Origin of the sequence: Sorangium sp. So ce176 (genome assembly GCF_051519835.1) — a bacterium.
Classification (GTDB): domain Bacteria; phylum Myxococcota_A; class Polyangia; order Polyangiales; family Polyangiaceae; genus Sorangium; species Sorangium cellulosum_G.
The window spans coordinates 3152969-3171747 of sequence record NZ_CP150371.1 but is presented as its reverse complement, the minus strand read 5'-3'; the positions used below and the strand labels follow the sequence as shown (position 1 = coordinate 3171747).

Sequence of the window (18779 nt, the reverse complement as noted above, 5' to 3'; positions counted from 1 at the left end):
CATGCCGACGACCTCGCTCCGCGACCTCCTGGAGCCCCCGCAGGACCCGAGCGCCGCGCTCGCCGCGCCCGGACCGAGGCGCGCGCGCGCCGTGTGGATCGGCCGGCGCCGCTACGCCCCCATCCACGATCTGCAGAAGCAGCTCGTCGAGGCGCGCGCGGAGGGGCGGATCGGCGACACGATCCTGCTCCTGGAGCACGATCCGGTGATCACGCTCGGCCCGCGGGCGAACCCGGAGAACGTTCTGCTCGACTCCGGCGCGCTGAACGCGCGCGACATCGATCTCGTCGCGACCGGCCGCGGGGGCGACGTCACCTACCACGGGCCCGGCCAGCTCGTGTGCTACCCGCTGCTCGATCTGAGGCCCGACCGGTGCGACGTGCGCCGGTACGTGCGGTCGCTGGCGGAGGTGATGATCCTGCTCGCGCGCGAGCACCACGTCGAGGCCGGCGTGGTGGACGGGATGATCGGCGTCTGGGTCGATCGCGCGGCCCCAGAGGAGTGGGGCGGCGCCGAGTGGGCGCGCGAGATCGCGAAGCTCGGCGCCATCGGCGTGCGCCTGTCGCGCTGGCTCACGATGCACGGCTTCGCGCTCAACATCGCGGTGGATCTCGAGGGGTTCGAGATGATCGTGCCCTGCGGCATCCGCGACCACGGGGTGACGTCGCTCCACGAGCTGACCGGACGCAGGCTCACCGTCGCCGAGGTCGCCCTCGCGAGCGCCCCGCAGCTCGCCCGTGGGCTCGACATCGAGGTCGGCCGCGTGGAGGATCTCTCCGGGGTCGCCGACCTCGCGGGCGCGCTCCTCGCCCCGGAGGCCGTCGCCGGCGGGGGCCGGAGCGCGCCCTGATCCACGCCGTCCGCCGCCGGCGATGCCTGGCGGCGCGACGCTCACAGGCGCGATGCTCGGCGGCGTGCGCGCCGTCGTCGCGCCGCGGCGACGCGGCTCGGCAAACGGTGTCGCTCGGCCGTGCCGTGGGCTAAAAGCCGTCGCGTGCGCGCGAAGCCCACGACTCCGTCCCGCGAGGGCGACGGGAGCTCCCCCCTCGGCCGCGGCGCCACGGCGGCGCGCACGCCGCGGCGGCGGCCCCTCGCCGCCTCGCTCGCCGCGGCCACCGCGGCACTGCTCGCCCTCGCGCTCCTCGGCCCCGTCGCGATGGTCGCCGTCGGCGAGCGCAGCGCCGCCGCGTGCCTCGCGTCGATCGAGGCGCCGCGCGGCCCCGCGCTGCCCGACTGCCGCCCCGAGATCCGCTGGTTCGCGCTGCCGTCCCGGCTGCCGTGGACCCACGAGGCGGCGAGCGCGCGCGCCGAGGAGCTCGGCGTGCGCGCCGCGGTCGCCGAGTACATCGACGCCGCCGTCGGCCGCCCCGCTCGCGCGGCGCTCGACAGCGCGACCGAGGCGCTCGGCACGGCCGAGTCGATTGTCGCCGCCGGCTCCGGGCGCATCACCTTCGATGCGCTGGGACCCGCGTGCGGCGCGCCGCGCCTCGGCCGCGAGGCGGCGCGGCTCGGCGACCGCCGCGCGCTCCTGGAGCAGCCAGACCGCTGGCTCGACTGGCACGTGCGCGTGCACGCGCTGCGCGCGGCGCTCGGCGAGGGCGACCTGCCGCGCGCGCTCGCGATCGCGAACGGCTACGCCACGATGGATCCGCGCGACGAGGATCTGCGCACGACGGTCGGCGCGATCCTCTGCCTGGGCAACAGCGCCGAGGCGAAGCGCGGCGTCGAGCTCCTGACGCTGAACCAGGACGACCGGGCGTCGAAGCGCCACGCGGGCATGGCGCGCAACTGGGGCGAGATCCGCGCCGTCCTCGTCGCCTGCGCCGCGCGGGCCGGCCTGGAGCCTCCGCCGGCGCCCGAGGACCGGGACGCCGGCGTGGCCGACGCCGTCGAGGCGCGGCTCGCGCAGCGCGCCCGCCTCGCCGCCGCCAGCGCCGACCGGGGCGCCGCCGAGGCGAAGCAGCGCGCGCTGCGGGCGATCCGGGACCTGCTCGGCTCCGCCGCCGCGCTCACGCCGGAGGCCCGCAGCGACCTGCTCGCTGTCGTGCTGGCAGAGGACGACGCGATCGACGCTGTCGAAGCCGCCGCGCTCGCGCTGCCCGAGGCCGACGGGGAAGAGCCTGCGACCGGGGAGGAAGGCGCCGCGGTGATCGGGGCGGCGGGCGCTGCTCCGGCGGGCCCAGCGCCGGCGCTGCGGGCTGGCTCGCCGCTCGCGATCGACTGGCTGCCGGACCGCGGGCTCGCGCGGCCCGCGGTCGCCGGGTCGCTCCGCGCGCGCGCCGCGGCGCGGGCCGCCGAGCTGGCCGTCGCCCCTCAGCTCTCGCCGCCGGAGCGCGACGGCCTGCGCGCCGTCGCCGGAGCCCTCGCGCTGGACGCCGCACGCGAGCTCGCCCTCGAAGGCGACGCGCCGGCGGCGATCGACGCGCTGGATCGCCTCGGGGCGCTCGCCCCGGAGCTCGCGCCGGACCCGGCCCGCGCGCTCGCGCGGTCGAGCGCGTGGCTCCTGGCAGGCGATCGCGATCGCGCGCTCGATCTGATCGAGCGCGTCGACCTCGCCGCCGCGCCGCCGTCCCTCCGCGCCGCCGTGCTCCTGCAGCGCGCCGGGCTCCTCGCCTCGCGCGGGCGCCGGCTCGACGCCGCGCGCGCTGCCGTCCTCGCCGACGAGGAGTCCGCCGCGCGCTCCGGCCCTGGGCGCGGCGCGCCCGGCGCGCGCCCCGGGCCCGACCTGCTCGACGTCCGGGCGCGGTGGACCCGGCTCGCCCTCGCGCGCCCCCCGGAGGCCGCCCCGCTCCGGCAGGGCAGCCCGCCTGCGGCGCTGCCGGCGGATCTCTCCGCCGCGTGGCCGTGGGTCGGCTTCGCCAGCCTCGACGCGCCCTGGGCGCGCGCCGACCAGCCGGCGCTCTCGCGCGCGCTCGCCGCCTGGAGCGCCGCGCGCGACGCCCCGCCGACCACGCGCCGCGCGCTCCGCTACGCCGCCCTCCGCCGGCGCGGCGACGCGCCGCCCGCGCTCGTCCCGTACGCCGCGCTCGCCGCGCAGCTCCTCGGCGAGGGCGAGGGCGACGCCGAGGTGTGGCTCGACGCGTTCCTCGCGCTCGACGCTCCGCGCTTCTCGCTCCGGCACTACGCGTTCGCCCGGGCCGAGGCGGCGCGATGGCGCGGCGACGACAGCAGCGCGGCCGCGTGGCAGCGCCGTCACGACGCCCTGCGCGCCGTGGCCGCCGACCCGACCCGGGCCGAGATCGCGCGCTACCTCGGCCTCTGAGCGGCGCCTCGCGCGGCGCACCCCGGACGTACCCCTGCATCGTGGCGTTTCGTCCCATGCCCAGAAAACATGGAGCTCGCGTCCTCGTACGGCTGGCGGTGGAGGTGCTCGGTTCCTACGCTACAGCCTGGCTCGCGACGGATCGCTCGCGGGGAGAGTCCTCATGTGTCCTCATTGCGGAAAGAACGCGCCCGTCATTCACCGCGGGCTCGCTGCGTATTGCACCGCGTGCGGCCGGGAGCGCCTGCCCTTCGCGGGCAAGTCGGTCAGCCTGGCGGGGAAGCCGTCCCGGTTCGGCGGGGCCGTCGCCGGCGCGCTCGGCTGGCTGGTCCTCATCGGCGGCACCGCGCTGGCGCTGCTCCTCGGCCTGGGCGCCGCCGCGCTGTTCCCCGGCTCGATCGCCGGCCTCGCGATCGGCCTGCCGATCGGGTTCGTCGCCCTCACTGTCGGCCTGCTCCTGCTCATCGGCGGGCGAAAGCTCTCGCGCTCCGGGGTGAAGGCCTCGCGCGACGCGCAGGTCCAGGCGATCTTCTCGCTCGCGGCGCACCGCCGCCGCCCGCTCACGGCGCACGAGGTCGGCGTCGTGCTCGACCTGCCGGCCCCGGAGGCGGACGCCCTGCTCACCGAGCTCGCCAAGCAGCGCCCCGACGAGGTCGGCGTCGAGCTCGGCGAGCGCGGCGACATCCTCTACACCTTCCCCGGCGCCTCGGGGCAACCCGGCGTCCGCTTCCCCCAGCCCTCGCTCCGCGTCGATGCGCGCGACGCCGCGCCCGACCCCGCGGCGCGGATCTACGCGGAGGAGTTCGAGGAAGAGGACGCGGGGGTCTCCCGCGCGCCGCGCCGCGAGCAGCTCCGCTGAGGATTCCCGCGACGCGCATGCTAGCCTCGCGCCGCGCGCGCACATCGAGAGCCCGGGGCGCGCGCCGCCACCTGCGCCCCACGGTTCGACGCGAGGCGCTCCGGGCCGATCGCCGCCACCGACCATGAGATGCTCCCCTGCCGCCCCGCTCACCGCCGCCGCGCTCGCGCTCGTCGCGCTCCTCGCCCCCTCCCGCGCAGACGCCTTTGAACGGCAATGGCACGCCGGCGCCAGCGTCGGCTACGCGCTCCTCGCGGACGGCGGAACGTACCCCGGGATCGGCGGCAGCTTGCACCTCTCCTACGGCCTCACGGACGCCTTCAACGCGCTCGTCGAGCTCAACACAGCGTCGCACCCGGGCGGCGATCTCATGTTCCTCGGCGCGTCGGCCGGCGCCGCGTACGTCATCGACATCCTGCAGTGGGTCCCTTACGTCGGCCTCATGACCGGCGCGTACGACAGCGTGCGCCTCGCGCCCTGTGGCTCGTATGGCCGGCCGGGCTGCCACCGCGGCCAGTTCGGGGTCTCGATCCCGTTCGGCATCGACTACGCCTTCAACCGCGAGTTCTCCGCCGGCTTCGCCGGCAAGTACACGCTGCTCCTCCCCGGCGCGGGCGACGGTCCGGGGAGCTATTTCACCGCGTTCGCCCGCGCGGAGTTCCTCTGGGGCTACTAGCCCCGCGTGTTCCGGAGGCCGAGGTGAGCCGCAGCGCCCGCTGAAAGGGCGGGCGCGCGACCGAGCCCACCGGCTGGCAGCCGATCCTCGAGCCGGGGAGCGTCCGCTCGCGCGTGACCTCCTTCGGAGAGGACGCGCGCGGCGAGCTCTGCGTCGCCTCGCAGGACGGCGCGATCGACAGGTTCGCCCGCGCCGGTGACCCGGGCCGGCGCGCCGCGGAGCCCCGCGCGCGGCCCGGCGACCGGGAGTATCCCAGGCAGGCTTCCGGCGGAAAACTGCCGTCATTCCCATGCCTTCTGGCGCGGGAAGCGTTTACAAAGAGCGGGCGCAGTCGTGCGAAGCCCCCGAGCAAGCCCGACGGAAGGAGCGGACCGTGGAACAGCTTTGGCAGCGCGTTTCTGAGGGCCGGCACACGGCCCTGCTGGACATCGTCCCTGGAGAGCCTCCATCTCACCTCGGGCTGCGCGTCCTGCGCGTGCGCTGCGATGTCCCCGAGGCGGCGCTCGGACCGCTGCACGAGGTGCGGACCAAGATCGAGCGGCTCGTCGGCGGGGCGCCGCCGCTGCTCGATCAGGCGCGGACCCGCGTCGTCTCGGGGCTCCGGCGCCGGCTCCTCGGCGACGTGCACGAGCGGATGGCCGACGCCGAGTTCATCGACGCCGTGAGCCGCCTCGTGCAGCAGACCGATCGCCGGTGGGCCATCGTCTTCGACGCGGTGGAGCTCGCCGATCACGCCACGCTCGACGTGCTGCGGCGGGTCGTGTCCCGCCACGAGGCGCTCCGGGTCGCGCTCGTCCTGTCCTTCCGCCTGCGCGCGCCCGCCGGCCCTGCCGGCGAGCTGCTCGGCGCGGTGCGCGCCACCTGCGGCGCCGACGCCGTCCTCCGGCCGGACGGCACGACCACGCTGACGAGCGTGACCGCGCCCCCGCCGCCGCCGCAGGTCGCGCTGCGCGAGCTCCCCGGCGACGTGCTCCGGGTGCTCCGCGCCGGCGCGATGGTCGGCTCGGGGTTCGAGAGCGAGCTCGTCGCGGCGCTCCTGCGCGTCGACGCTGTCGACGTGATCGAGGCGCTCCAGCGCGCCGCGGACGTGGGCGTCCCGCTCGAGGACCGCGGCGAGGGGCGCTTCCACCTCCCGCAGGAGACCGTCTTGGCGCTCCGCAGGTCGATCCTCCCGTCGCTCGCGCGCGTGTGGCACCGGCGGCTCGCGACGCTCCTCAGCGAGGAAGTGCTCGATCCGGACGCGCCGCGCGGCGACGACGCGGCCGCGCGGGCCGCCGCGGCGCTAGCGAGGCCCGGGGCGGCGCCGAGCCCGGCCGCGCCTGCGTCCACCACGACGGTGCCCGCCATCGCGACGCCGCGCACGATCGCGGTGACGCCGTCGCCCGCAGCGGCGCCGCCCGCGGCCACATCGCCCGGCGCGACCGCCGCCGGGGGGGCGGCCGAGGGCAGCGGAGCACAGGCGATCGAGGAGCGGGGCAGGGACCTCGATCCCGGGCTCCCGGCCGCGCGCAACGTGGCGCCGCGCGCGGCCGACACGCTGCGGCCGCCGCCGGCGATGGCCCACGCAGGCGCGGGCGGCGCGCCCACGAACAGCGCCCGCCGCGTGCCGCCGCGCTCCGCCCAGGAGCGCCCCACGCCGATCGCGCCCGCCGGGCCCGGCAACCCGCCGTGGCCCTACGCCGAGCTGTTCCACCGCAGCCCCGAGAGCCGCCGCCTCTCCGAGCCGCCCGAGTCGGTCCGGTTCGACGCCCCGCCCGACTCGCTGGACGCGGCCATCCCCGGCCCGGTCCGCGTGCCCCCCGACCTCGCGCCCGCCGGCGGCGGCGCCTCCTCCGACGAGCCGATCCGCTCGGTGCGCGGCGCCTCGCTGCGCGTCCCGGCCGCGCTGTCGGATCGCTCGCCCACCGGCGCATCCCGCCCGCACGTGCCGTGGCCCGCAGCGGCCGACTCCGGGGCCCCGGCGCGCCTCGTCGACCCGGCGCGCGCCGCGGCCGGATCCCTGCGCGCCGCGGCCCCGCTCGGCCTGTCCCTGCACCCGGCCCCGCCCGCGCCCGACAGCGCCGAGGCGGCGAGCGCCGCGGGCGCGGCGCTGCACGGCGCCGGACGCCGGGCCCTCGACGCGCGCGCGGCGGCCCACCTGACCGAGGCGGGCGAGCCAGAGGAAGCCGCGCGCCGCTACCGCGCGGCCGCGGCCGAGGCGGCGACCATGGGCGCGTACGCCCAGGCGCTGAGCTACGGCCAGAAGGCGCTCGCGCTGCTCGACGGCATGCCGCCCACCCCCGCGCGCCGGCGGCTCCGCATCGGCGCGCTCGCCGGCATCGGCCGCGTGCAGTGGCAGGCGGCCGGCCCGGATCCGGCGTTCACGCTCGCTGGCGCGCTCCAGGTGCTCGACGCCGCGCGCGCGCTCCTCGCGCAGGGCGACCCGCCCGAGCTGCACGCCGAGCTCGCCGCGCTGATCGCGAGCGTCTGTTACGACATCGGCGACATGCGCTCGCTGGAGCGCGCGCTGGACGAGCTGACGGCGGCGAGCCGCCTGCTGCTCGACGCCGGCGACGCGCTCGGCTCGGCCCGGCTGCTCAACGACCAGGCGGCGGTCTACGTGCGCATGGGCGATCCCGTCCGGGCGACGCACCTCTTGACCGAGTCGCGCCGGGTCTTCGAGGAGCGGGCCCGGGTCGATCCGGTGGCGCGCGTCGAGCTCGCGGAGACGGACCACCTCTTCGCGCGGATCCCGCTCCACATCGCCGCCCGCCCCGGGCGCGAGTCCGACGCGCTGTCGATGGGGATCGACCACGCGCTCGCCGCGGAGCGCACCTACAAGCAGCTCGGGGACATCCGGGAGCTCGCCCGCGTCTGGGAGACGATCGGCCGGCTGGAGCTCCGCAAGGGTCGCCTCGATCGCGCGACGCAGCGCCTGACCGCGGCGCTCGAGGCCGAGGAGGCGCACGGCGACCTCATCGGCCTTGCCCGCTCGACGGCCGCGCTCGCGGAGGTGCTCTCGGCGAAGGGGCTGCACCGGGAAGCGCTGGCGGTGCTGGCCGAGTCGATGGCGATGAACCTGGAGAAGGGCTCGCCGCTCGGCCTCGCGCACAACCGCCGCGCGCTGAACGCGCTCGTCCCGAACATCTCGCTCCAGGGGGAGGAGGCCGAGATGCTGCGGAAGATCGCGGCGCAGCTCGCGGCGGCCGAGGCGACCCTCGGCCGCATCAAGCTCCCGGGCGAGCCCGACTGAGCCGGGCGCCCGCGCCGCGCGGCCTTTGACCTTGCCGGGGCGCGGCCGCTCCGGCGAAATGTCCCACATGTCGTCTTCCTCCCAGCCGCGGCGGCGCCGTGGCGGCGCGCTGCTCTCCCTCCTCGCCCTCTCCGCCGCGTGCGCGCCTGTCCCGTCGGCCTCGACGCCGTCCACGCCCCCGCCAGCCGCGCCCTCGCGGCAGGCGCCGGCAGCTCCGGCCGAGGCGCCGCGGCCTGCGCCAGCGCCGGACAGGCCGGGCTACGAGGGGCACGGCGCGACCAGCGTCTCTCCCGAGATCCTCGCGCGTTATGCGCCGCCTCCGCTCCCGGACGATGTGTCGCGCCAGATCCAGGGGTTGCTCGACGTGCGCGCCCCCGCCGGCGGCGTCCTCGGGCCGGACGGCAAGGCGCTCTACTTCACCTGGACGATCACGGGGACGAGGCAGGTCTTCCGGCTCGACGGGCCGCTGCGTTTCCCGCTGCAGCTCACGGGCGGCGAGGATCCGACGGTGGTGGCGGACGTCACGCCGGACGGCGCGCACCTCGTCCTGTCGCGCGATCGCAAGGGCGAGGAGAACCCCGGGCTCTACCTCCAGGACGCGAAGGGCGGCCCGCTCCTCGCCATCCAGCACAAGCCCGGCGTGCAGACGCAGCTCCAGCTCGTCTCCGACGACGGGCGGCACGTCTACTATCGAGCCAACGACGTCAAGAAGGACGCGTATGCCATCTACCTGTATGACATCGCGTCGAAGCAGCGAGCTCTCGTGTTCGATCGCGAGGGCATCTGGCGCGCCGTCGACGCCACGGGCGACGGCCGCCTGCTGCTGGCGAAGGACGTGGGCTCCAACATGAGCGAGCTCTACGAGTGGGCGCCCGGCGCGAAGGGCGCCGCGAAGCCCGATCCGGCGGCCGGGACGCTGACGCCGCTGTTCGGGCAGGGCGAGCGCGAGGACTACAGGGCCATGTACGGCGCGGCGCCCGGCGAGGTCATCGTCCTCACGCCGCGGCTCGGGGAGTACCGCCGTCTCTACAGCTGGAAGGCGGGGAAGCTCACGCCGATCACGCCGGAGATCCCGTTCGACGTCAGCGCCTTCTCCATCGATCGGGCGAAGACGCGGATCCTCTACACGGTGAACGAGCGGGGCTACACGCGGCTGCGCGCGCTCGACGCGAGGACGCACCGCGAGGTCAAGCTGCCGGCGCTCCCGGCGGCCGATCATGTGGTGCCGGTCGCGACGACGCGGAACGGCCGGTACACGATGCTGCTCCTGGAGACATCGAGGTCGCCTGCGACGGGCTATGTCCTCGACTGGACGACCGGCAAGCTGACCCAGTGGCTCGCCCCGAGCATGCCCGAGGCCGCGCCGGACGCGTTCGCGGCGGCCACGCTGGAGTCCTATCCGGCGCGCGACGGGGCGCAGATCCCGATGTTCGTTCGCCGCCCCGCGCGGTGCGAGCGGCCGTGTCCGGTCATCGTGCATTTTCACGGCGGCCCGGAGAGCCAGGTCAGGGCGGGGTTCAGCGCGCGGGCGCAGATCTTCGTCGACGCGGGGTTCGTGTTCGTCGAGCCGAACGTCCGCGGGAGCGACGGTTACGGCAAGACGTGGCTGCACGCCGACGACGGCGCGAAGCGGCTCGACGTCATCACGGACATCGAGGACGCGGCGAAGTTCGTCCGGGCGACGTTCGGCCACGAGGGCCGGCCGCCCAGGGTCGGCATCTTCGGCGGGAGCTACGGCGGCTATTCCGCGCTGATCGGCATGACGATGTTCGCCGGGGCCTACGACGCGGGGGCGGCTGTCGTCGGCATGAGCAACCTGGTCACGTTCCTCCAGAACACGGCCCCTTATCGGCGCATCCTCCGGATCTCGGAGTACGGTGATCCCGAGAAGGACCGGGAGGCGTTGATCAAGCTGTCGCCGATCACGTACCTGGACCAGGTGAAGGCGCCTTTGCTGATCGTGCAGGGTGTGACGGATCCGCGGGTGCCTGCCGGCGAGTCGGTGCAGATCCAGCGGGCGCTGGAGGCAAGGAAGATCCCGTCGGAGCTCATCCTGTTCCCCGACGAGGGGCACGGCGCGCAGAAGCGGGACAACCAGGTGCTCCAGTACGGGCACCTCGTGCGGTTCTTCAGGACGCACCTCGGGGGGCGGTAGGCTCAGGCATCGCCCTCCCCGCGCCGCGCGACGAGCCCCCTCCCCTCGGGCCTGCGGAGGGGAGAGGGGTGCGAAGGGGCGTGTCGGCGGCGGAGAGCGGCAGTCAGGAGGGCGCGGGCGCGTCGGCGGGTGAGCGCGGCGCCGGAGGGGTCGACCTGCTGGCAACGCGGGTCGCATCCGCGAGGTCGTCGAAGATCTCGGGCATCAGGGACGCCTTGCCGTGGAGCCGGAGCACGCTCTCCACGAGGAGCTTCGCGGCGCCGTAAACGTTCAGCCACGCGTCGCGCGCGGCCTTCACCTCGGGCGTGATGGCGCGGCGGGCGAGGCGTCGCTTGCGCACGCTCCGGAGGAGCGGCTCGAGGGCCTCGCGGCAGCGCTGGAGCTCCGCCGCCCACGCCTCGTGATCCGGCAACCGACGCTTGTTCTGCTCGACCACCTCGAGCGCGCGCTTCAGCGCCGCGGCGAGCGCCGCGGGGCGGCGACGGAGCACCGTGGCGAGCGTCTGGCCCTGGAGGAGGCTGCGGGCCAGCGCGACCCCGCGGGGCCGCGACGCGGCGTGCTCGACGAGGCGGCGCATCAGGTCGCGGGCCGCCGCGACCGGATCGACCTGGCCCTTCTTCGAGGCGCGCGGCGCTGGCGGGGCGACGGCAGCGGCGATCGCCTTCAGCTTCGCCTCGCGCAGGGCCTCGGTCGCGGCGTCGAGGCGCGCCGTGATGGCGCGCAGGGCCTGCCTGAAGCCCGCGTCGACCGGCACGACGAGTTGCTGGATCTGCGACGCGGTGAAGCGTCCATATTCCGGGATATCGCGCTGGTAGATGGTGGGATGGGACATCGGAGCAACTCCACGGCGCGGGCGCGTTCAGGGCCTGCCGGAGACCGCCACGACCCCCCGGCGAGCCACGCCGCCAGGTGCGGGTGGGCATGAGCAGCAAGCGGCCACAGCCGGTGCTCTCTACCCGACGCGCGCGAGCGGAGGGAGGGAATTCTGCGCGCCATGGCGAGACGAAGCGCTTCGAGCTCTCGGGTTGAGGCCGATGCCCACAGCCCCAGGCAGAGAACGACCCCTGTCGCTGCGTCCAGCACGAGCGGAACCCCCTGCGACGCAGCAGCTGCGTGGAGGCGGCAGCATGGTGCCGCGCCGGTGGTCTGGAGCTTCGCAGCGCGGCCCGGCGCGTGGCGCTGCGCCCGCTGGTGCCGTGCGTTCTTGCGTCAAGACGCCAGCGCCATGATAATTGTCGCTGGCGTTGATGAGGGCAGTCGCCTGGAGAGCGCGGGAGCAGCGGCACGGCCGACAGCGATGATCACGAAACAGCTCAAGCGCCTGCTGATGATCCCGTCGCCCAGCGCGCTGCGACCCCGATCGAACGCGCTGCCCCCAGAGGCAGCAGCGGGGGCGCGCGCCGCCATCGAGGTGGGCGGCGCGGCGCGCCAGGAGCCATCGGCGCCGCTCGATCCGGGCGAGGCGCCGCGCTCGCTCGGCGAGCCTGCCCCGGGCCGCGCGCCGGCAGTGCCGAGCTACCTGCGCGCCGCGCCTGTCGTCTCGGGCACCGAGCTCGCTGCGCGCGAAGCGCCGGTGTCCGGCGCCTCGTCGATGTCCCTGGTGCCCGAGGGGATGAGGCACTTCACGCTGCGCGGGACCGTGGGCGCGTCGGACGCGCCGAGCGGCCCGGCGCTCCCGTTCACGGCGCGAGACGCCTCGGCCTCCACCGCGCAACCGGAGGCGCTTCGCCCGGCGCCGAGGCCGACGGAGCCGGCCTCGCCGGTTCCGCCGGGCATGCGGGGATTCAGGCAGCTCCGTGGCACCCAGCCCGCCTCCGACGCCGCGTCCACCGCGCCCGTGCTGCCGTTCGGCCCCCCTGCCCCGCCGGCTCCCGCGACCTCCGCCGCTGAGACGGCCGTGGTGCCCCGAGGCATGCGCGGCTTCACCAGCCTGACCGGCACGCACCCGACCTCCGGAGCGCCCGCGGCGGCCGTGTTGCCGTTCTCTTCCAGCGCTCCCGCCGCGCCTGTCGCGCCCTCGAGCCCGCCTTCGGCCCCGGCGCTCTCGCTGGAGCAGTACGCGTCCCTGTGCGCCGAGCTCGCCGTCGCTCCCGGTGACGCCGAGGCCCTCTTCGGCCTGTACGGCCTCGGCCAGCCCGACGTGCGCCTCGCCGTCGACCGCTTCTGGCGCGACCAGCTCGCGCGCGACCAGGCGGCGCACCGGCGCTGGCAGGCGCTTTACTGGCAGCATCGAGCTCGCTGCTCCGCCGTCGGGAAGCGCCCGCACGAGCCCCGATGAACGCCGCGCCCGGCGGCGCGAACCCCGAGGAGACCCGACCATGGCCATCGACGTCAGCCTGACGTTCCCCGGATCCGGAGTCACCGGCTTCGAGGTCCACCAGATCGATTACAGGGACGCGCTCAACGAGCTCTTCGAGCTGACGCTCGACGTGACGACCACCGATCCGGAGGTCGACCTCTCCGGCGTCGTGGGCGAGGAGATCGTCGTCGAGCTCAAGGGAGAGCCCTTCCTCAAGAAGGTGCGCGGCGTCGTGCGTCGGGTGCGGCAGCTCTCGGCGGAGCCCACCGGCGTGTCCCGGTACGAGCTCGTCGTGGTGCCCCCGCTCTGGCTCACGACGCGGGGCGCGGATCACCGCATCTTCCAGGGCCTCACGGCGGACGACGTCTGCAAGGTCGTGGTGGGGGTGTACGGCGGCCGGATCCCGGCGCCGAGCGCGCTCATCGCGTCTCCGGATCGACAGGCGCGCGAGTACCGCGTCCAGTACGGGGAGACCGATTTCGATTTCATGTTCCGGGCGCTCTCGGAAGAGGGCCTCATCTCCTACTTCGACCATGGGTCCGGGAGCAGCGATTGGGTGCTCACCGAGGACACGGCCTTCACCGACGACGGCGCGCCGCGGGTGCCGTTCGTGCCGCCGGTGGGGGCCGGCATGAGCGCGCCGGAGCCGACGGTCTCGTTCATCGCGATCACCTCGTCGATCGAGACGTCGATGGTGACGGTGCGGGACTATGACTTCAGGAAGCCGGAGTACGTGCTCGAGCAGCGCGCCGAGACCTCGCAGAGGGCCTTTGTCCGCGAGGCGACGCTCGAACGGTACGAGTTCGCGACGAACAAGTTCACCGCCGCCTCCGAGAAGCACGGCGAGGCGCTGGCCAGGCGGTACCTGGAAGAGGCCCGGTCGGAGAGGCGCACGTTCGAGTGCCACACGAGCTTCGCGCTCGGCGCCGGCGGCCGCTTCACTGTCGAGAAGCACCCGCGCGCCGACGTGAACGGCCAGCTCCTCGTGATCCGGTCGCGCTGCACGGTGACGGAGGGGGCCGACGGGCGCCCGGTGCGGCGGCACGTCCTCGTCTGCGTGCCAGCGGAGGATCCCTGGCGCCCTGCGCGCCGGCCCAAGCCGCGCATCTTCGGCACGCAGACCGCCTTCGTGGTCGGCAACGAGGCCGGCGTTGACGAGATCGACGTCGACGAGCACGGCCGCGTCAAGGTCGAGTTCCGGTGGGATCGGCGCGACCTCCACGAGGGCAACCCGACCCGCTTCGTCCGCGTCTCGCAGGGCTGGGCGGGGCTCGACTACGGCATGGTGATGCTGCCGCGCGTGAACGAGGAGGTCATCATCGCCTACCTCGACGGCGACCCGGACGAGCCGGTCGTCGTCGGCCGCCTGCACAACGCGTGGAGCGTCGCGCCGCTCAAGCTGCCGGCCGAGAAGACGCGATCGATCTGGAAGAGCAAGACGTCGCCCGGGGGCGACGGGTTCAACCAGATCATGATGGAGGACAAGAAGGGCGAGGAGCTGCTCGAGCTCCACGCGCACCGCGACAACCTCGTCACGGTCGGCGCGACCCAGACCGTGGAGGTCGGCGGCGACCAGAAGGTCCACGTCGAGGGCCAGCGGGAGGACCATGTCGAGGGCGCTGTCCAGGAGGACTACGACACGTCCCTGACGACGACCGTCGGCGGGCCGCAGAAGACGACAGCGAAGGACGTGACCGAGCGCTACGCCAGCCAGGACACCGAGATGGCTGGCAAGAAGCACACGAAGGCGGGCGCGGTGGACGAGGACTTCAAGAGCCTCGAGACGAAGGTCGAGGGGCTGCACGAGGACAAGTTCGGGACGATGAAGCTGGAGGGCGGCGACGTCGGCTGGAAGGTGGGCGCGCTCAACTGGCAGACGAAGGGGCTCACGTGGGAGCTCAGCGGGAGCGGCACCATCAAGGCGCCGAGCTTCGTCATCGAGACGCCGCAGTTCAAGGTCATCAATACCGGGAGCCATACGGACACGAAAGGTCGACTGGAAACGTTCTACGCGGCCTGGGACGACCGGACGATGCGCAAGGTATCGGTCATTGGAACCGAGAAGAAAGCCGTCATATTCGAAAGCAAGGTCTTCGGCTTCAGCACCAATTTCGGGCAGGTCAAGAATGACCAGTGCGTTCTGAAGATCGACAGAGCAGCCTACAGAATGCAGAACACACCAACTGATCTCTGCAAGAACGTGAGCAGCATCAGGCAGTTCGGCATGAGTTCCGTGATCGCCGGCCTCGTCTCGTTCGTATGACGATGCCGGGCATCCGGTGCCACGCACAAGAGTCTGCGCGTTACGACCGAAGCCATGGGGCAGCGGCTTCCGCACACGGTAAGCAGCGGCAACTTCCCGACGAAGCCGGGGCCCCTCCGAGTCATCGGCGGGCGGGTGTAGCAATCCCCGGAGGTGTCACTCAAGCACAGATGGCATGAGTTCGACGTGCGACATTTCCGGCTTTCCTGGTATCATCCAAGCGCGTACCTTGCCATTTTCGCCCCCTAGCTCAACCAGCCGCCTCCTGCGCTCGGCAGAGGATTTAAGGGTCACCTGCGCCAATATCACCGTAGGCTGACCTGGTGGCGTAAGCAGCACCTGGACGCGGGGCGAATCGCTCAGGCCGCCGTAGATCCGACCGACCACCTCGTGCTCGGGGCGGCAGATGCGCCAGCGACGCCAGCGACCCCAGAGCCATGCCACGACGGGCATCCCGAAGATGGCGACGGCACTGCAGTCACTCCAAAACTCTGGATCTCGCTGCATCCGTGTTGCCGCAATAGCAGCGGTAACATAGACCGGAAGCAACAATAGTCCCGCAGCGGCGGCGAACATCCAGGCTGGTTCGGTGAAGCTTTGGGCATTGACCGGGCCCCGCCGCGGGTCGGCGGCGACATGCACAGCGAGCCACCACCGCTTCTTGATTCGCGGCGGGTGGAGCGCGGCCCAGACCGCGTCCGGCAACGCCACCCGCGCCGAGCAGTAGCCGCACGGCACGATCCGGCTCGACCCGTCCGCCACGAGCGGCCCGCCGCACTGGGTACACGCAACGTGCACGGGCTCGCGCGGGCGCTCCTCGGCCACGGCCGACTCGTCGCTCACGAACCCGATCACCGGGCTGTCCTGCGGCAGCCACTGCGGCTTGGGCAGGATCGCGCGCCCCGCCCCGCACGCGGCGCAGACGCAGCCCCCCTGCGGCGCGAGGCGCATCGGCCGCTGGCAGCGCGGGCACGGCGGCGCGTCGCGCCCGCGCTGCCACTCGACGTGCGGCCCCGGCGGCGGGCCGCCCTCGCCCCACGCCGGGCCGTGCCGCAGGTACCCGGGCGCGAACTGCACAACGTCCTTCTCGACGCCGCGCAGCGCCTCGTCCCAGACCGACGGCGGCAGCGCCGACTCCATGAGGCAGCTCGAGCACCGGCACCGGTCCGTTAACGTGTTGATCGCCATCGGCGCGCTGCAGTGGGGGCACGGGCTGAGGAGCTCGATGCCGGCAAACTCGACGGTCGCTGTGCTCATCCTGTCCCTGGGTCGACGGCGCGCTCGAGCGCGTTGCGCGACTGTACACGATGCGGCAGCCCGCAACCCGGCCCGGCGGCGCACACGGCATGCTGGACCACGGCGCTCCCGACCTCCGCCTCGCTCCGCGGTCGCCGGGGGCATCGCGACCAACCCGCGCCCTCGCTTCACAGCCCCGCCCACGTCCCGACCAACCCGGTCCGTCGAAATCATGCGGCGAGTTTGGTCGCGACCTCTCCGATCCGTCGAAATCATGTGACGCGCTCGGTCGTGACCTGTCCGTTCCGTCGAAACCATGCGGCGCGCTCGGTCGCGACCTCAGTGCGCGCTCGTCACGAGCGCCCGCCACTGTCGCGACCTCTCCGATCCGTCGAAATCATACGGCGCGTTTGGTCGCGACCTCTCCAATTCGTCGAAATCATGCGATCCGATAGGTCCCGACCTCCGCGCACGCTCGTCACGAGCGCCCGCCACTGTCGCCACCTCCCGGCCCCCTTCGCGCCACCCGGCCGGTGCCGCGCCGCCCTCGTCCCCGACCGTGTGCCCGGCCCGCCCGCCCCAGGGCCCCATCGCGCGCCGCCAGCCAGCCGGCGACAGCTCGGCCCGCTGCAGCCCGCCCGCACGCCCGCGGCGACGCGCCCCTGAGCTATCTCCACGTCTAATGATTTATCCCGCAGGATAGGACTACCCCGCCCCCGCGCTCGTCCCCCACGGCTTCCCCCGGAAAACCCCGCCCGAGACCGCCTGGCATCCTCCCTGCAATACCCCTCAGCGTCCACGCCAGAGTAGCTCAGCGGTAGAGCGCGAATACAACTCCGGACGGTGTTCTCCGGCGCGATGAGCGCCGGCAGTGAGCTCCGGGGTTACTTCCCTTCTCAGGACGAGGTCGCGGGTTCGAGTCCCGCCTCTGGCACAAGGGCGCAGCGCGGCAGTGAGCGTCACGGTTCCTTCGTTCCGATACGACAACCCCCGTGACCACCATCCTCCGCGCTGCGCCCTTCTTCTCGACCCCTCGCCGCGCGTGCGTCGAGGAAGGAGGTGTCATCATGGCGTTCTTTCAGCAGCTCAAGCGCAAGGCCAAGCACGACAGCGCGTCGCACATGAACTGGATGGGCGGGCGCTCCTACGACATCGCCGATCCGCTGAAGCGCCTCCGCCTCGCGGCCTCGTCGTGCTTCTTCGGCGAGCCGATGTACTACCACCGCGACGCGGCGGACCCGCGCCCGGCGAAGGCGAAGAGGAAGCACCCCGCCGATCGCGCGCGGCTCTCCGACGCCGACGTGAAGCGCCTGCGCGAGACGCTCGGCGCCGTCGACCCGGCCGAGTGGCGCGCGCTCTCGCCGGCGGCGCTGATCGAGAAGGCCATCGACGACGCGCTCGCGGCCGATCCGGAGGCGACGCTCGCCGAGGCCGCGCGGCTGCGCGAGGAGGAGCACCTGCGCACGACGCCCCAGGTCATCCTGGTGCGCGCGGCGAACACAGCGTCCGTGCGCGGGACGGGCCTCGTGCGCCGCTATGCGCCGCGCGTCCTCCAGCGCGCGGACGAGCCGGCGGTCGCGCTCGCGTACCAGCTCTACCGGTTCGGCAAGCCGGTGCCCAACGCGCTGAAGCGCGCGCTCCGCGACGCGCTCGAGCGCTTCGACGATCACGCCCTCGCGAAGTACCGGCTCGAGGGCAAGGGGAGCAAGACAGTGGACGTCGTGAACCTCGTGCACCCGAAGAGCCCGAGCGTGGACCGCCTCGCGAAGGGCGCGCTCCGCGCGACCGGCCGTACCTGGGAGGCGATCGTCTCGTCGCGCGGCTCGAACCGCTGCGCGTGGCGCAAGGCGCTGCCGGTCATGGGCCACATGGCCCTGCTGCGCAACCTGCGCAACCTGCTGGACGCGGGCGTGCCCCACGACGTGTTCCTGCCGAAGCTCGTCGCGACGGCGGCGGAGGGCAAGCAGCTCCCCTTCCGGTACTACAGCGCCTACTGCGCGGTGAAGGACCGCGCGCCGGGCGCCGTGCTGGACGCCGTGGAGCAGTGCCTGCACCGCTCCCTCGGCCAGGTGCCGCACTTCCCTGGCCGGGTGATGGTGCTCTGTGACAACAGCGGCTCCGCGCAGAGCACGACGACGAGCAGCCTCGGGACCATGCGCGTCTCCACGATCGCGAACCTCACCGGGGTCGTGGCCGGGATGCGCGCAGAGGAGGGGCACCTCGGCGTGTTCGGCGACCGGCTGGAGACCTTCGCCGTGCGCCGGAAGGAGAGCGTGTTCTCGGCTGTCGACCGGGCGGAGCAGATCGCCCGCACGATCGGCACGGCGACCGAGAACGGCGTGTGGCTGTTCTGGGATCGCGCCATCCGCGAGCGGCAGCGATGGGACGCTGTGTTCGTGCTGAGCGACATGCAGGCAGGACACGGCGGCCTCTACGGCTCGCGCCCGAAGGACTACGCGGAGTTCGCCTGGAACGAGCAGTACATCGACGTGGCAAAGCTCGTCGCGAGGTACCGCGCGCGCGTGCACAGCGACGTGCGGGTGTTCCTGGTGCAGGTCGCCGGATACAAGGACACGCTCATGCCCGAGTTCTACGATCGCACGTACATCCTCGGCGGCTGGGGCGAGGGGCTCCTGCGCTTCGCCGCGGCCATGGCACAGGAGTAGCGGAGCGCCCCAGAAATCCCGCCGGATTCCTGGCCGCCGCATTGACGGACGCGAGCGGCTCGATGACAGTGGCGCCGCGGCGTGGCCCGCAGCGACAACGATCCACAGCCAGCCCAGCGGCCTCGCAACCC

At 73.9% G+C, this 18779-nt stretch carries 11 protein-coding genes and 1 tRNA gene; 10 read left to right on the top strand and 2 right to left on the bottom strand.

Annotation, left to right across the window (positions count from 1 at the left end; all coding sequences use genetic code 11):
• The first annotated feature begins 1 nt into the window (after position 1).
• From lipB to WMF42_RS12095, 6 genes are all read left to right on the top strand, one after another.
• Positions 2-850, top strand: coding sequence for a lipoyl(octanoyl) transferase LipB (gene lipB / locus WMF42_RS12120; RefSeq protein ID WP_061609290.1), 849 nt, complete (start codon positions 2-4; stop codon positions 848-850).
• 144 nt (positions 851-994) lie between these two features.
• Positions 995-3262 carry a hypothetical protein gene (locus WMF42_RS12115; protein ID WP_437691976.1) on the top strand — a complete coding sequence of 756 codons (2268 nt, stop codon included), beginning with the start codon at positions 995-997 and terminating at the stop codon, positions 3260-3262.
• A gap of 163 nt (positions 3263-3425) precedes the next feature.
• Positions 3426-4121 (top strand): hypothetical protein, encoded by a 696-nt coding sequence (locus WMF42_RS12110; RefSeq protein WP_061610528.1) that lies wholly within the window; start codon positions 3426-3428, stop codon positions 4119-4121.
• A 124-nt stretch (positions 4122-4245) separates the two neighbouring features.
• Positions 4246-4797, top strand: coding sequence for a hypothetical protein (locus tag WMF42_RS12105; RefSeq protein ID WP_061610529.1), 552 nt, complete (start codon positions 4246-4248; stop codon positions 4795-4797).
• Positions 4798-5170: 373 nt separating this feature from the next.
• The gene (locus tag WMF42_RS12100; protein ID WP_437691975.1) at positions 5171-8029 is read left to right on the top strand and encodes a hypothetical protein; all 2859 of its coding nucleotides are present in this window, start codon (positions 5171-5173) and stop codon (positions 8027-8029) included.
• 67 nt (positions 8030-8096) lie between these two features.
• Positions 8097-10184, top strand: a complete 2088-nt coding sequence (locus WMF42_RS12095) for a S9 family peptidase (RefSeq protein WP_437691974.1) — start codon at positions 8097-8099, stop codon at positions 10182-10184.
• A gap of 103 nt (positions 10185-10287) precedes the next feature.
• Here the strand turns inward: WMF42_RS12095 and WMF42_RS12090 are convergent, their stop codons facing one another.
• A complete protein-coding gene (locus tag WMF42_RS12090; RefSeq protein WP_437691973.1) occupies positions 10288-11016 on the bottom strand; it encodes a hypothetical protein in 729 nt (242 codons plus the stop codon).
• A 465-nt stretch (positions 11017-11481) separates the two neighbouring features.
• Between WMF42_RS12090 and WMF42_RS12085 the strand changes: the two genes are divergently transcribed.
• Together WMF42_RS12085 and WMF42_RS12080 are read left to right on the top strand one after the other, a co-directional pair.
• Complete coding sequence (locus WMF42_RS12085; RefSeq protein WP_437691972.1) at positions 11482-12462, top strand: hypothetical protein; 981 nt, start codon at positions 11482-11484, stop codon at positions 12460-12462.
• A gap of 40 nt (positions 12463-12502) precedes the next feature.
• Positions 12503-14746, top strand: coding sequence for a type VI secretion system Vgr family protein (locus WMF42_RS12080; protein WP_437691971.1), 2244 nt, complete (start codon positions 12503-12505; stop codon positions 14744-14746).
• Positions 14747-14902: 156 nt separating this feature from the next.
• Here WMF42_RS12080 and WMF42_RS12075 read toward each other — a convergent pair whose 3' ends face one another.
• Complete coding sequence (locus WMF42_RS12075) at positions 14903-16003, bottom strand: hypothetical protein (protein ID WP_437691970.1); 1101 nt, start codon at positions 16001-16003, stop codon at positions 14903-14905.
• Between the two features lie 779 nt (positions 16004-16782).
• Here WMF42_RS12075 and WMF42_RS12070 point away from each other — a divergent pair.
• Both WMF42_RS12070 and WMF42_RS12065 read left to right on the top strand, forming a co-directional pair.
• Positions 16783-16916: transfer RNA gene (locus WMF42_RS12070), tRNA-Arg, on the top strand.
• A 133-nt stretch (positions 16917-17049) separates the two neighbouring features.
• A complete protein-coding gene (locus WMF42_RS12065; protein WP_061605799.1) occupies positions 17050-18648 on the top strand; it encodes a TROVE domain-containing protein in 1599 nt (532 codons plus the stop codon).
• Positions 18649-18779: the final 131 nt, after the last annotated feature.

Excerpts from the sequence above, each read along its gene's own strand:
- WMF42_RS12080 (WP_437691971.1), top strand. The coding sequence starts at position 12,503 with ATGGCCATCGACGTCAGCCTGACGTTCCCCGGATCCGGAGTCACCGGC.
- WMF42_RS12075 (WP_437691970.1), bottom strand. The coding sequence starts at position 16,003 with ATGAGCACAGCGACCGTCGAGTTTGCCGGCATCGAGCTCCTCAGCCCG.
- WMF42_RS12085 (WP_437691972.1), top strand. The coding sequence starts at position 11,482 with ATGATCACGAAACAGCTCAAGCGCCTGCTGATGATCCCGTCGCCCAGC.
- lipB (WP_061609290.1), top strand. The coding sequence starts at position 2 with ATGCCGACGACCTCGCTCCGCGACCTCCTGGAGCCCCCGCAGGACCCG.
- WMF42_RS12090 (WP_437691973.1), bottom strand. The coding sequence starts at position 11,016 with ATGTCCCATCCCACCATCTACCAGCGCGATATCCCGGAATATGGACGC.
- WMF42_RS12110 (WP_061610528.1), top strand. The coding sequence starts at position 3,426 with ATGTGTCCTCATTGCGGAAAGAACGCGCCCGTCATTCACCGCGGGCTC.
- WMF42_RS12105 (WP_061610529.1), top strand. The coding sequence starts at position 4,246 with ATGAGATGCTCCCCTGCCGCCCCGCTCACCGCCGCCGCGCTCGCGCTC.
- WMF42_RS12065 (WP_061605799.1), top strand. The coding sequence starts at position 17,050 with ATGGCGTTCTTTCAGCAGCTCAAGCGCAAGGCCAAGCACGACAGCGCG.
- WMF42_RS12095 (WP_437691974.1), top strand. The coding sequence starts at position 8,097 with ATGTCGTCTTCCTCCCAGCCGCGGCGGCGCCGTGGCGGCGCGCTGCTC.